Genomic DNA, 13,648 nt, shown 5'->3' on the forward strand with positions numbered 1-13,648 from the left:
AGCGGTCACTGTAGATTATAGCGGTCGCGATAGATTTTATAGCTTGCTGAGATTACAGAGCCGACTTTGCATCGCGGTTCTTAAATAACCGCTTTATACCAAAAGCCAGCTTTATACGAAAGTACGGTTCTTTATCAAAGGCTAACTGATTTTCTCTACTGAATTTCGACGCACTAGAGTGGGCGAGAACATCATAGGCTCAGAAGACGTACCTTGACCTTTAGCAAGCACAAGCGCTAGGCGAGTGGCTTTCTCTGCCATCATCTGAATAGGGTAGCGAATCGTGGTTAGCTTAGGGTGTACATAACGGGCAATTAAGCCGTCATCAAAACCAACAATCGAGACTTTATCTGGCGCTTGGATTCCGTTTTCATCAAGTACAGACAACGCACCTGCGGCCATGTAGTCGTTGTAAGCGACAAGGCCTGTAATAGGCAGAGACTTGGTCAATAGATTCGTCATTGCGTACTCACCACCATCACTGGTTGGAGCCGAGTATTCAATGTAGCTTTCAGAGAGCGCGATTTTGTAATCAGAGAGTGCTGCTAGATAGCCTTGCACTCGTTCATCGGCATCTTCAATGCTGTGTGATGAAGCGATACATGCGATGTTCTTGTGACCATGACGAATCAAATATTCTGTAGCAAGGTAAGCGCCTTTCTTGTTGTCTAAGAAAATACAACGCTCGGCGATTTCGGCAATATAGCGGTTGATCAACACTAAGCCTTTGACTTCTTTTGCGTAGGCGATGAGTTCTTCATCCGTTAATCCCTTAGAATGGATCACCAAGGCATCACAGCGACTATTGATCAGCAACTCAATGGCTTGTCTCTCTTCTTCACGATCGTGAGAACCATTGCCGACAAGGATATGTTTACCGTTCTCGCGTGCGACATTATCAACAGCTTTAACTAAGGTGCCAAAAAAGGGATCGGAGATATCACCCACTAACACACCAACCGTGTTCGTGCTTTGGCTTACAAGCGCACGAGCATTGGCATTCGGACGATAGCCGAGCTTTGTCATGGCTTTAGTCACAGACTCAATTGAGTTTGCACTTGCCTTCGGAGACTTGTTTACGACTCGAGATACGGTTGCAACTGAAACACCAGCTTCCTTTGCTACATCTTTAATTGTTGCCATTTTTAACCTCTATTCATTGCTGTATCTATTTAACACCGACAATGAAGGTAAGGCAATGAAACTCTCATTTTACTTCCATTAATGCGATCTTTACCGCTTGTAATTATTGACCTTAGTGCTAGTGTAAACATTTACATTTTACTTAATTTTAGTAAATACTTTAATGGGTAAAAACAAATCAATATAGGAAGTGAGAAATGGATACTGTCTCTTATGGTGACTTTGCTAAGTTAGAAATGCGTGTGGGTAAGATCATTGAGGTTGTGCGTCATGAAAACGCAGACAAGCTTTACATCGTGCAAGTAGATGTCGGTGAGAAGACGCTACAAACGGTAACCAGCCTTGTCCCTTACTACACCGAAGAAGAGTTAATGGGCAAACAGGTGGTTGTGCTGTGTAATTTAGCGAAAGCGAAGATGAGAGGCCACACCTCTGAGTGCATGTTGTTATGTGCAGAAACTGAAGACGAATCGGAAAGTGTACTGCTGACACCAGAACGTGTGATGCCAGCGGGTATTCGTGTCGTTTAAGACAGTTTTATGTCGGTGAGTCCATGTGTTCACCGACTATCTAGGTTTTGCCACTATCAAGATTTCGCTAACTATCAAGGTTTGCTAACTATATAAGTTTCGCTTACTACACAAGTTTCACCGACTATTTGGATTTCGCCGATGAGTTGAATCTCATCAGCTATTTGGATTTCACCGTCCGCATGAAGTTCGCCGATCAGCTTCGCACTGTCAATAATAGCCCGTCAATGACACTGTGGTGGTGATCGGAAACCCCTGCCAGGTTGCCGTATTTTGGCTGGTGGCGATCATTTTCTAATGGATGGTGCCAACCTTGTGTGTGTTTCACAAAGTGCGCGGCAAAGCTTTCAGACACTTCTAAACATCCTGCTAGCACAGTATCCACGTAGGTTTGAACAATCGGACTGTTTTCGCAAGGCGCTTCGATTTCGTCTTTGATGTAAACCCAGATCGACGCATTGGCATTGAATCCTGTTTCGCTTGCTATCTGTTCAGGGCTAAGTTGAATTCTATGATAGCCACGTTCACGGCGATCAAATTCCGCGAGTGCTTCCTCATCAACTTCAAGCAATACCCCATTCACTTGGCCATCACCTGGGTTTACGATCAGAGGAGACAATACGTAGCTATCATCAATTTTACTCCAGTGCCGCACTAAGCCATGCACTATCGAAGGAATAGCTTGTCCTGTTTGACCTGTGAGTTGACGTGAAGAGGAGTTGATCAAGCTACCATAACCAAAAATATACATCGCGTTCCCTGTCTGTTCTTTTGTATTTGAGACTAGTCTTACTATATGTTCCGCTTTCTAAAATGTCAGTAGTTTTTATTTTTAACACTGATGAGTCTAAAAGACTTCTTTCTGGGGTGTTTAATTGACTCTTTTTTGATGTTGAATAACACGTTGATGGTTGTTTTTATTGGGTTTCTATCTTTGGCGTACTTCGTGCATTGTCTAAGGAAATATTGCAATAATGATGACTGCATCATGAATTTGGCTATTTATACCAATTCCATATAAGCCATTCTTGGCCGTTATCTGAAATGAGGAACGAGTTTGTTAAATATCACAGATAAAAGTGTAGAAGACGCAATTCCAGCCTACCTTCGTTTAGGCTTCCGACCTTTCTTCTTCCTGGGCAGTCTCTATGCTGTTATCGCTATCGTGGCTTGGGTTGTCATGTTCCAAAATGGTCAGCCGGAGATTTTAAAAGTCCCTGCACTTTGGTGGCACGTACATGAAATGTTGTTTGGCTTTGCTATGGCGATTGTTGTCGGCTTTGTTTTAACGGCGGTGCAAACGTGGACGGGAGTCAATGGCACTAAGCATTATCGATTAGCTGCCCTAGTGGGATTATGGCTTGCACCGCGTATTCTATTTTGGACTCCTGCGCCTTTGTGGCTGATCTCATCGGTTGAGGCACTGTTCTTGATTTTTGCCGCTTACGAGATTGGTTTCCGAGTTGTGAAATCAAAAGGCTGGAAGAACCTGTTCTTTGTTCCGTTGTTTATACTGGCTATCGTGGCGAATTTTGCTAGCTATGCAACCATTAAGGGCATGCCTCCATTTCCATCGTCTGCAGTATGGCACGCGATGTTGTGGTGGTTTACGTTGTTATTGTCTGTAATGGGTGGACGAGTGATTCCATTCTTTACGGCGCGTCGTTTTGATTTTGAAAAAGCACAGCCACTCGTTTGGTTAGAATGGTTAGCGAATCTACCTTTGGTTGGTTTATTTGTATTGAGCTTCTTCCCATTGACTTTTGCTCAAGTTGGCAATGAGTTAATGGTATTTGCAGGTGTGACTCAATTGGTGCGCTTTATCCGCTGGAAACCTTGGACTACGTTATCTGAGCCCTTGGTGTGGTCGCTGCATGCGGCTTACCTATGTATCCCTTTAAGCTTGCTGCTGCGAGGTTTATTAGACAACCCGTTCGCGAGCCACAATATGCTGCACTTGTTTGCGATTGGCGGTTTGAGTGGGTTAATTCTTGCGATGATTACGCGCGTGACAATGGGGCACACAGGTCGTGCAATCTATAAAGGACCAAGTATGGCGTTAGCGTTCTCGGCTATTTTTATCGCGGCTTTGGTTCGTAGCGTAGGTGTGACATTTTTCCCTGCGTATTTATTTGAGATGGTGAACATCAGCGCGGGTTTATGGACGTTAGCATTTGGGCTGTTTATCTGGAAGTTCGGCATGATGCTATTAACGCCAAGAGTGGATGGTCACCCAGGCTAAGCGTATTGATTTTCGAACCCATTTTGAAAGGGAAGCACTGAGCTTCCCTTTTTTGATCGCAGCAAAGCTCCATTCTCTTAGTGAGTATTTTCGGCAAGATATTGGCGCACTTGTGCAATGAGGTCTTCTTTGGCGTGAGGAGAGATGAAACTCGCTTCGACAGCATTAATACTGAATTGCGCTAATTCGTTTTTCGTCAGTGGATGAGCATTAGCGACGGCGAAGAAGTTATCATTCATATAGCCACCGAAGTAAGCGGGATCATCGGAATTGATGGTGACGCACAGCCCTTTTCTCAGTAACTCGACGATGTTGTGCTCTTGCATGCTGTCGAAGACCTTGAGCTTTGTATTCGATAGTGGGCAGACCGTCAGCGGTGTGCGTTTAGCGATTAACTGTTCCATCAAGTCTTCATCTTCAACACAGCGAACGCCATGATCAATGCGAGTAATGCCTAACAGGCTTAATGCATCGATAATGTTTTGTGCTGGCCCTTCTTCTCCGGCATGTGCAACGGCCAAAAACCCTTGATTGATGGCCTCTTGAAATACGTGTTTAAACTTCTCTGGTGGGTTGCCTTGCTCTGATGAATCAAGTCCGACACCTATAATTTTGTCTTTGAAGGGAAGCGCTTGTTTTAGTGTTTCAAAAGCACTCTCTTCATCAAGATGTCGAAGAAAGCACATGATGAGTTGACTAGTAATATCGAGTTCGAGTTCGGCTTGCTGCAAAGCTTGAGTGATACCACCAACAACGGTTTCAAAAGCTACCCCACGTTCGGTATGAGTCTGCGGGTCAAAAAATATCTCGGTATGAATTACGTTGTCTTGCTGGCATTTCAGGAGGTAAGCCCAAGTTAGGTCATAGAAGTCTTGTTCATTAATCAGTACGTTAGCGCCTTGGTAATAGATATCGAGAAAGGACTGAAGATTGTGGAATTGGTACGCGTCTTTTACTTGGTCTGGGTTTTCAAAGGGAATTGAAATGTTATTACGCTTGGCGAGTTTGAACATTAGCTCAGGTTCTAGCGAGCCTTCAATATGCAAGTGCAGCTCAACTTTAGGTAAGTTTTTGATAAAGCTATCCATAGCAACTCCTTAGCTATTGTAATTATGGGCGGAGTAGGTGAGATGTTTTGATGGCGAGATCTGAGTACATAAGCTATCTCGTTTTTTATCTTTGTTTGAGCATAGTCTATTTCGTTGTGGCTGATAAAACTGGGCGTAAATTGGTGGCGAATCGAGAGTTACGAACCAATTGAAATCAGGCGCAAACGATTTGCAGCATTAGAGTGTGATCCGCTGCAAATATTTGCAGCAATATTCATTGATTTGTGCTCTAATACCGCGCTTACCAAGGGATGGTGTTAAAAGATGCTCACTTAGATGGAGTTATCAAAGTGACCGATCCCTTAATGATCTCCCTTAGGAAAATATAGAACATGTCTAAGAACAAAAAATTTGATATCCGCCTTACAGAAAAACGCAGCGGTTGGTGTGCAGAAATTACTCGTCAAGTAACGTCTCGCAGCACGACAGTATCTAAGCGTCAATCTGATTTTGAAACTGAAGCTCTAGCACAAGAGTGGGCTGAGAAAGAACTAGCATCTTTCATCTCAAACCAAGCTGAACGTAACGAGCGTAAATCAGAACAGCGTAAAGAGCGTGACGACCTACGTCACACTAAAGAGCTTAAAGCTGAGCAAGCACGTGAAGCACGCGCAAAAGCTCGTGAAGAAGAGCAAGAAGACGCTGAGTAATTCGGTGCACGATTAACTTATAGGTCCCTTAATTTTAAGATAAGGGACTTATAAAAAAAGCCCCAATATAGTCACCTATATTGGGGCTTTTTCGTTTGTGGAGTTCGTTTCTATTTTGCCTAAGAGCGACGGTTTTGATTTGTCGCTTTTAACGTCGATCTCTCAAGCTTTAATCAGTTGTTCAGCGCGGTTAGCCAATCGTCTTCTGCTACTTCTTCAATGTAGCTTTCTACGGATTGGCCTACTTCTTCATCGTCTTGTTTGAAGTAAGCAATGTGGAACACCGCATCACCTTCATTCACCAGAGGCAGCGTTTGCTGACCAATCACGATACCACCTTTAGTCGTGATCACTTGCCCTTCTTCGTGCCCTAGAGGAGAGCTGATGTAAGCCAAAGTTTGTCCGGCTTCCACTTGTTCGCCAAGTCTTACCATATTACGCAAGATACCGTCTGATTCAGCGCGGATCCAACTGGTTGATTTACTGAGCACGGGTTCAGGTAGCTTTTTGCGGTTTGGACGCAGCATGCCAATTTCTTTCATTACTTGATGAACGCCGAGGTAGCCTGCACGAATCGCTAAATGATCAAAACGCAGAGCCTCACCACCTTCGTACGTTAACACTGGAATGCAAAGCTTCTCGGCTTCGCTACGCAGTGAACCATCACGCAGAGGTGAATCAATGATGACTGGTGTTGCGAACGCTTTCGCAATACGTAGTGTTTCTGGGTTAGACAAGTTTGCACGAATTTGTGGCAGGTTCGTACGGTGAATCGCACCCGTGTGAAGATCCAGAATGTAATCACAGTGCTTCGCTACATTTTCAAAGAAAGTGTGTGCGATACGTGATGTCAGTGATCCTTTCTCACTGCCAGGGAAGCAACGGTTTAGGTCGCGACGGTCTGGTAGGTAACGAGACTTATGAATGAAGCCAAACACGTTAACGATCGGCACAACAATTAATGTCCCTTTTAGTTTATTGGGTTCAATTGCGTTCGTTAACTGTCGTGCAATCTCAACACCGTTTAACTCATCACCGTGGATAGCAGCGTTTACCATTAGTGTTGGGCCTGCTTGGCGACCGTGGATGATCTCAATCGGGATCGAAAGTGGAGAGTGCGTGTAAAGCTGAGCCGCTTGCAGTTCAATCTCTTTTCGTTGTCCTGGCTGAACAGTATAACCAAGTAATTCGAATGGTTGATTAGGTTTTAGTCTTGCCATTTAGGTTGTTCTCAACATAGTGATAATTCATTAACACGGAATGTAGCAATCGTTGAATTTTAGTACGAATCAATCGCTTTACGGTGACGACAAAACTTTTTTATGGAGGGGCTTTGGAATTGGTTTCTATTTTTTATTTACGATAACTGAGGGGGCTTTATTTGTGATTTTCCTGACAATTTATTGATTTTAATCTGATAATTCTGGATGTGAGGGCTGTTATCATCCATCGCCATTTTTTGGCGGCCAAATTCATATATTGAGATAAAAATGAAAAAAACAATTACTAAGATCGTTGCACTGGCGGTGGTTTCTGTCGCTCTATCTGGTTGTGTTGGTAGCAACGCAGTTACAGGTTACTTAATGAAGTTTAACGTGAAGGCTGTTGATAACCGTTACGCTCGTGGTGGTCTTAACATTCTATTAGCTCCAGCTTACGGTTTAACTGTTGCTGCGGATTACTTGGTATTCAACTCATTAGAGTTCTGGACTGGTAGCAACCCTCTGACTGGTTCTCCGCATATTTTTGACACTAAGACTGATACTTACCTAGACATCAACCACCAACTTGATCCGTCTTTAACGGAAGCTCCAGTGGGTCCTATCACTAGTGCCGATATGATCGAGAAAGGTCAAATGCAGCAGATTGATGAGAACACTATCCAAATGGACATCACTTACCAATCTGGTGAGCGTGCGACGTTAATCGGTGTTCGCGATGGCGAGATGGTGACGTACTTCATCGATGGTGAAGTTGTGGCACAAACTTCAATTGATGAGCTAGAGAGCTACGCGGCTACACGCGCTTAATCGCTTATTTAGTCACAAGTAGTAGCTACAAAGATTAGATACAAAAACAGGTACTCATTGAGTACCTGTTTTATTTTGTGTCGAATAAACGGTGTTTACTGAAAAGTGCTATTTATTGAAGAGCCCATTTATTGGAAAACACCATTTACTGAAAAACACTAGCTAATCGAATTATGCTTTTTCTGGAATGGCTGCTAGTAATGCAACCATTTGGTTCCAGAACAATTCAACAGTATCGATCTTCACTTTCTCATCAGGAGAGTGTGGGAACTTGATCGTTGGGCCGAAAGAAACCATATCCATGTTCGGGTAAGGTTCTTTGAATAGACCACATTCAAGACCAGCATGGATAACCATGATGTTTGGCTTGTGACCGTAGATACCTTCGTACATGTCTCGGAAGATATGCATGATTTCTGAATCAGCGTCTGGTTTCCAACCTGGGTAAGCACCAGAGAACGCGATGTTAGCCCCTGCTAGTTCAGCAACAGAATGAAGCATGCTTTCTACTTGGCTACGGCCAGAGTCGATAAGAGAGCGGATCAAGCAAAGTACTGTGATTGAATCTTCTTCCGTTGTGATAACACCTACGTTTAGAGACGTTTCAACAACACCTTCAATCTCGTCACTCATACGAATCACGCCGTTTGGACATGCGTTAAGTGCCGCGATAAAGCGAGCTTGGTCTGCTGATGCTAGTGTGCCCATTTCAACTGAAGCTTCTTCGTTGAAAGTTACGATGCTGTCTTCTACTTTACCTAGCTCTGTTGAAAGCAGCTCTGTGTAGTAGTTGTATAGCGAAGCCAGTTTTTCTTGGTTTACAGCAGGAACCGCAACCGTTACGAAACCTTCACGAGGGATCGCATTACGAAGGCTACCACCTTTGAATTCTACGATGCGAAGGTCTAGTTCTTTTGCGTGACCGGCTAGGAAGCGAGCAATCAGTTTGTTTGCGTTTGCACGACCAGTGTGAATGTCACAACCAGAGTGACCGCCTTTTAGGCCTTTTAGCGTTAGCTTGCGTGTTACGAAGTCAGCTGGAATTGCGTTACGTGCAATTTCAAATGTCATTGCGCCGTCGATACCGCCAGCACAACCCATGTACACTTCACCTTCTTGCTCTGAGTCAGTATTAAGAAGGATATCGCCTTCTAGCCAACCTGCTTCAAGACCAAACGCACCAGTCATGCCTGCTTCTTCATCTACGGTTAGTAGAACTTCGATAGGGCCGTGTTGGATTTCGTTTGAAGCAAGAACAGCTAGGCAAGATGCCATGCCCATGCCGTTGTCAGCACCAAGCGTTGTGCCTTTTGCTGTAACCCATTCACCATCGATGTATGGCTGGATTGGATCTTTTGTAAAGTCGTGATCAGTGTCTTCGTTCTTTTGTGGAACCATATCGATGTGAGCTTGTAGCACGACACCTTTTTTGTTTTCCATACCCGGCGTTGCAGGTTTTTTGATGAATACGTTGCCCGTTGGATCACGGCGTACATCTAAGCCTTGCTCTGTTGCCCAAGCAATAATGTATTGAGCAAGCTCTTCTTCATGCTTTGAAGGGTGTGGGATTGAACAAATCTTATCGAAAAACTGCCAAATAGGGGCAGGGGACAATTTACTGATCTCAGAATGGAATTCAGACACGGATGACTCCTTTTTTATTTGATAACCATATATTTAGGATTTCTATAGGTGAAAACTTAGAACAAAAATCTAAAATATGGGTCTGTTTTGATGGCAACAGCATACCACTTGAGCGTTTTGACGAGTAGCGGTTCTAAACCTCAAAATCCTCAAATTTTGAAAGCGATCTTGTCTATCTGATCATTAATAAGTGCGCTGATGCTTATTGATGGCGTAGGCAAACGTTTGTTTAGCTCCATCCTGTAATTTAATTACATAAATAAGTTTGTAAAATAACCATAAATGGTAAAAAGTGTGACGAACAGCAAAAAATACTTGTAATCTTTTTTCTTTGAGGTATATTAATAACCAACTTCTGAGATGAAGAGTAAATGCTCAAAGGATGAGTCCGTTTTATCGCCTCCAAGGAACCGAGAAATCAAATTCGTTTTTTATTGATTTATTAAGGTGATAGTTATGAAAGGTTTACCATCTGCAATGTTCTGGATTAACAGCTCTGTTTACACTAGCAACTTTGCATACCCTACAAGCTTTGGTTACTAATACCGGAAGCATGTAACTCGAACAGTTTTGTTCACCCCTATATATTGGAATTCTTTTACAGCCCTTTTGGTTGACAGATTCTACCGCCACTCAGTTTTGAGTGGCGTTTTTTTTGCCTGCTACTTTACCGCCTGCTTTTTTATTAACTACTTTCATTGACCATTTCTCCGCTATTCGTTGCGGTCGTTTTTTGAACGCCAAGCTATCAATTTGCACCTTATTACTGATTCTGTTGGAAAATACATAACTCTTGTGAGTTTGGATTGAGAATTTGTGAGCTACATTCTTAATGAAAATAACCAATGGTCGAAAAAATAACCAAATTATTCCGTCGTCTTTTTTGTTTTTAAGATATTGTTTTTAATGGTAATTTGCATTTCCCTCATTCTCTTTTAATCGTTCTGTTTCATACGGCATTCTGATAAATATTAATTAGAGCCTTAATTCTATCTGGAATTTGTTATTTGATAACTTTATAATCCACAGCCAATCGATTACGCAACCGTTTACTCTTACCCTTATAGGATTCGATAATGTTCGAAAAGCTATTTAAACTCAGTGAAAATGGCACCAATGTGCGCACTGAAATCATCGCAGGTCTAACAACCTTCCTAACAATGGCTTACATCATTTTTGTAAACCCAATGATTCTAGCTGACGCTGGGATGGACCATGGCGCTGTATTTGTAGCAACCTGTTTAGCGGCTGCTATTGGCTGTTTCATCATGGGCTTTGTTGCTAACTATCCAATTGCTCAAGCTCCAGGTATGGGTTTGAACGCTTTCTTTACCTATGCTGTTGTAATGGGTATGGGTTATACGTGGCAAGTTGCTCTGGCAGCAGTTTTCGTATCAGGCGTAATCTTCATCTTCTTAAGTATCTTTAAGATCCGTGAATGGATTATCAACTCGATTCCGATGTCTCTGCGTGTTGGTATTTCTGCGGGTATCGGCCTTTTCCTAGCATTTATTGCACTTAGCAATGCTGGCATCGTAGTTTCTAACCCAGCAACTAAGGTTTCACTGGGCGATATTACAGCGATTGCTCCAATCTTAGGCGCGCTTGGTTTCTTCATTACGATTGCTCTTGTTCACCGTGGTGTGAAAGGTGCAGTAATGATCGCGATTCTCGCTATCACAGCGATTGGTATTGCTATAGGTGACGTTCAATACGGCGGCATCATGTCTACACCGCCAAGCCTAGCACCAACATTTATGCAGCTTGATTTCTCTGCTGTATTTGAAATTGGTATGATTTCAGTGGTATTCGCATTCTTGTTCGTCGATTTATTCGATACAGCAGGTACTTTGGTTGGTGTTGCTACAAAAGCAAACTTAATCAAAGAAGACGGCAAACTGCCACGCTTGAATAAAGCCCTGCTTGCTGACTCAACAGCAACGTCTATTGGTGCTCTTCTGGGTACATCAAACACCACGTCTTACGTTGAAAGTGTTGCTGGCGTTGCTGAAGGTGGTCGTACAGGTCTAACAGCGGTTGTTGTTGGTATCTTGTTCCTACTGGCTCTTTTCTTCTCGCCACTTGCAGGTATGATTCCAGCTTACGCAACATCAGGTGCGTTGTTCTATGTAGCAATTCTGATGATGTCAGGCCTAGTTGGCATTGATTGGCGTGATCTTACGGAAGCAGCACCAGTCGTGGTAACATGTCTGCTAATGCCGTTGACGTACTCTATCGCTGAGGGTATCTCATTAGGCTTCATCGCTTACGCTGCAATTAAGCTGCTAAGTGGTAAAGGTCGCGACGTTTCACCTGCTGTGTGGGTAATGTCGGCTATCTTTATTCTCAAATACATTTTCGCTTAATCGTCTAGATTTCTGCTTAATCGCTGAAGAGGCTATGTTTGGCATAGCCTTTAATAACATGACAAAATTATTAGGTTTTATACTATGAGCAACAAATTCATTATCACTTGGGACAACATGCAGACTTACTGCCGTCAACTAGCAGAAAAGCAAATGCCAGCAGAACAGTGGAAAGGTATCTGGGCTGTAAGCCGTGGTGGTTTGGTTCCTGGTGCAATCTTGGCTCGTGAGCTAGGTATTCGTCACGTAGATACGATTTGTATTTCTAGTTACGACCACGATCACCAGCGTGATATGACTGTAGTTAAAGCACCTGAAGGTGACGGTGAAGGCTTCCTAATCGTTGAAGATCTTGTTGATAGTGGTGACACTGCACGCAAGCTTCGCGAAATGTACCCTAAAGCGAAACTGATCGCTGTTTGTGCAAAACCATCTGGCGCACATTTATTAGACGAGTACATCGTTGATATCGCTCAAGACACATGGATTGAGCAACCTTGGGATACTAGCCTAAGCTTCGTTGAGCCGGTAAATCGCAAGTCAAAATAAGTGTAAACTTAGTTTTTTGAGAAATGACCCTTTATAGGGTCATTTTTTTTTATATGATTAGTAACAACCATTTCTTATTAAGTATCCCAATGTCTGAATCAGAAGAAACGAGCTCGAACCTTTCGGAAACCTTGTTTGTAAAGCACAAGCAGGCCAAAGAGACCTCAATGCTTACTCGCTACATGCCAAGTTCAGAAGAACTGCTGGATAAAAAGCGTGAAGAGCAGAACTCATCTTGGTATCGAAACCTAAGACGTCTTCAGTGGGTATGGCAAGGCGTTAACCCGATAGAGCAAGAAGCGGTATTGGCACGCATCGCGTCATCCGATAATTCTCGTACCACTGATGAGTGGCTAGATACCGTGATGGGCTACCGCAGCGGTAACTGGGCATACGAGTGGACCAAGCTGGGCATGCAGCATCAAAATCGCTCGAATGAAAAGAGCGGTGAAGAGATGGCTGAAGAGTTGTTTTCAGCATCGCTGTGTTTCAGCATTGCGGGCTACCCACATCTAAAGAACGATAACCTTGCTGCTCAGGCACAGGTACTAGCGAATGCGGCGTATTCTGAAGCGATCAAACACACTAAATTGATCGTCAAACAAATCGAAGTGCCGTATCAAAACAAAAAGATTAAGGCGAACTTACATCTAACCAAAACAGACAAACCACAACCTGTCGTGATCGTGAGTGCAGGTTTAGATAGCCTGCAAACAGACATGTGGCGTTTGTTTAGAGATTACCTAGCACCGAAAAATATTGCGATGCTAACGATTGATATGCCGTCGATAGGGCACAGTTCGCATTGGCCACTAACCGAAGACTCTTCTTGCCTGCATCAAGCCGTGTTGAATGAACTGCCTAATATCCCATGGGTGGACCATCATAAAGTCGGTCTGTTCGGTTTCCGATTCGGTGGTAACGCGATGGTGAGGTTATCCTTCCTTGAGCAACATAAACTCAAAGCCTGTATCTCTTTAGGGGCTCCGATCCACGATATCTTTGTTCATGCCGACAAACTAAAGCAGATGCCTAAGATGCACTTGGATGTATTGGCTTCGCGTCTTGGTAAAGGGGCGGTGGATATCAATAGCCTTTCTGGACAACTGATGGCTTGGTCATTGAAGGTGCAAGGCTTGCTGGCTAACAGTAAAACCAGTGTTCCTATTTTGGCATTGGCTTTGGAAGGTGACCCTGTTTCACCGCATCTGGATAATCAACTGGTTGCTATTTACAGTGATTACGGCAAAGCGAAGAAAATCAAAACCAAATCAATTACACAGGGGTATGAGCAATCCCTCGAATTAGCGATAAAGTGGCTTGAGGATGAATTATTTAGATGACATTTCTCCGAAATTAGTTAAGCATGAAAAGTGTACAAAGTA

The 13,648-nt window shown here is 43.3% G+C and carries 12 protein-coding genes; 7 read left to right on the top strand and 5 right to left on the bottom strand.

Translation table 11 applies throughout. The features are described 5' to 3' along the window. Positions 1-141 precede the first annotated feature (141 nt). On the bottom strand, positions 142-1,143 hold the full coding sequence (locus OCV36_RS03480) for a substrate-binding domain-containing protein (RefSeq protein ID WP_135455985.1): 1,002 nt from the start codon (positions 1,141-1,143) through the stop codon (positions 142-144). A 197-nt stretch (positions 1,144-1,340) separates the two neighbouring features. On the opposite strand from OCV36_RS03480, the gene OCV36_RS03485 reads away from it, so the two are divergent. Then, positions 1,341-1,673 (top strand): tRNA-binding protein, encoded by a 333-nt coding sequence (locus OCV36_RS03485; protein WP_017076243.1) that lies wholly within the window; start codon positions 1,341-1,343, stop codon positions 1,671-1,673. A gap of 196 nt (positions 1,674-1,869) precedes the next feature. Here OCV36_RS03485 and OCV36_RS03490 read toward each other — a convergent pair whose 3' ends face one another. Further along, positions 1,870-2,424 (bottom strand): gamma-glutamylcyclotransferase family protein, encoded by a 555-nt coding sequence (locus OCV36_RS03490; RefSeq protein ID WP_017076242.1) that lies wholly within the window; start codon positions 2,422-2,424, stop codon positions 1,870-1,872. Between the two features lie 306 nt (positions 2,425-2,730). On the opposite strand from OCV36_RS03490, the gene OCV36_RS03495 reads away from it, so the two are divergent. Continuing rightward, positions 2,731-3,915, top strand: a complete 1,185-nt coding sequence (locus OCV36_RS03495; RefSeq protein ID WP_017076241.1) for an NnrS family protein — start codon at positions 2,731-2,733, stop codon at positions 3,913-3,915. A gap of 77 nt (positions 3,916-3,992) precedes the next feature. Here OCV36_RS03495 and OCV36_RS03500 read toward each other — a convergent pair whose 3' ends face one another. Then, complete coding sequence (locus OCV36_RS03500; protein WP_135455987.1) at positions 3,993-5,003, bottom strand: adenosine deaminase; 1,011 nt, start codon at positions 5,001-5,003, stop codon at positions 3,993-3,995. Positions 5,004-5,356: 353 nt separating this feature from the next. Between OCV36_RS03500 and OCV36_RS03505 the strand changes: the two genes are divergently transcribed. Beyond that, positions 5,357-5,674: a DUF3622 domain-containing protein gene (locus OCV36_RS03505; RefSeq protein WP_017076239.1), complete on the top strand. Its 318-nt coding sequence runs from the start codon at positions 5,357-5,359 to the stop codon at positions 5,672-5,674. A gap of 173 nt (positions 5,675-5,847) precedes the next feature. Here the strand turns inward: OCV36_RS03505 and OCV36_RS03510 are convergent, their stop codons facing one another. Next, a complete protein-coding gene (locus tag OCV36_RS03510) occupies positions 5,848-6,894 on the bottom strand; it encodes a succinylglutamate desuccinylase/aspartoacylase family protein (protein WP_135455989.1) in 1,047 nt (348 codons plus the stop codon). Between the two features lie 270 nt (positions 6,895-7,164). Between OCV36_RS03510 and OCV36_RS03515 the strand changes: the two genes are divergently transcribed. Next, positions 7,165-7,704 (top strand): DUF3332 domain-containing protein, encoded by a 540-nt coding sequence (locus tag OCV36_RS03515; protein WP_029225216.1) that lies wholly within the window; start codon positions 7,165-7,167, stop codon positions 7,702-7,704. A 171-nt stretch (positions 7,705-7,875) separates the two neighbouring features. Here OCV36_RS03515 and OCV36_RS03520 read toward each other — a convergent pair whose 3' ends face one another. Next, on the bottom strand, positions 7,876-9,348 hold the full coding sequence (locus tag OCV36_RS03520) for an aminoacyl-histidine dipeptidase (RefSeq protein ID WP_017076236.1): 1,473 nt from the start codon (positions 9,346-9,348) through the stop codon (positions 7,876-7,878). A 1,076-nt stretch (positions 9,349-10,424) separates the two neighbouring features. Here OCV36_RS03520 and OCV36_RS03525 point away from each other — a divergent pair. From OCV36_RS03525 to frsA, 3 genes are all read left to right on the top strand, one after another. Then, positions 10,425-11,714: an NCS2 family permease gene (locus OCV36_RS03525; RefSeq protein WP_017076235.1), complete on the top strand. Its 1,290-nt coding sequence runs from the start codon at positions 10,425-10,427 to the stop codon at positions 11,712-11,714. Positions 11,715-11,798: 84 nt separating this feature from the next. After that, the gene (locus OCV36_RS03530) at positions 11,799-12,263 is read left to right on the top strand and encodes a xanthine phosphoribosyltransferase (RefSeq protein WP_135455991.1); all 465 of its coding nucleotides are present in this window, start codon (positions 11,799-11,801) and stop codon (positions 12,261-12,263) included. An 89-nt stretch (positions 12,264-12,352) separates the two neighbouring features. Then, positions 12,353-13,606 carry an esterase FrsA gene (gene frsA, locus OCV36_RS03535; protein ID WP_029222300.1) on the top strand — a complete coding sequence of 418 codons (1,254 nt, stop codon included), beginning with the start codon at positions 12,353-12,355 and terminating at the stop codon, positions 13,604-13,606. Positions 13,607-13,648 lie beyond the last annotated feature (42 nt).

Source organism: Vibrio echinoideorum, from assembly GCF_024347455.1.
GTDB lineage: Bacteria > Pseudomonadota > Gammaproteobacteria > Enterobacterales > Vibrionaceae > Vibrio > Vibrio echinoideorum.

Coding starts and splice junctions, on each gene's coding strand:
- OCV36_RS03510 (WP_135455989.1), bottom strand. CDS start 6,894: ATGGCAAGACTAAAACCTAATCAACCATTCGAATTACTTGGTTATACT.
- OCV36_RS03515 (WP_029225216.1), top strand. CDS start 7,165: ATGAAAAAAACAATTACTAAGATCGTTGCACTGGCGGTGGTTTCTGTC.
- OCV36_RS03525 (WP_017076235.1), top strand. CDS start 10,425: ATGTTCGAAAAGCTATTTAAACTCAGTGAAAATGGCACCAATGTGCGC.
- OCV36_RS03480 (WP_135455985.1), bottom strand. CDS start 1,143: ATGGCAACAATTAAAGATGTAGCAAAGGAAGCTGGTGTTTCAGTTGCA.
- OCV36_RS03500 (WP_135455987.1), bottom strand. CDS start 5,003: ATGGATAGCTTTATCAAAAACTTACCTAAAGTTGAGCTGCACTTGCAT.
- OCV36_RS03485 (WP_017076243.1), top strand. CDS start 1,341: ATGGATACTGTCTCTTATGGTGACTTTGCTAAGTTAGAAATGCGTGTG.
- OCV36_RS03530 (WP_135455991.1), top strand. CDS start 11,799: ATGAGCAACAAATTCATTATCACTTGGGACAACATGCAGACTTACTGC.
- OCV36_RS03505 (WP_017076239.1), top strand. CDS start 5,357: ATGTCTAAGAACAAAAAATTTGATATCCGCCTTACAGAAAAACGCAGC.
- frsA (WP_029222300.1), top strand. CDS start 12,353: ATGTCTGAATCAGAAGAAACGAGCTCGAACCTTTCGGAAACCTTGTTT.
- OCV36_RS03490 (WP_017076242.1), bottom strand. CDS start 2,424: ATGTATATTTTTGGTTATGGTAGCTTGATCAACTCCTCTTCACGTCAA.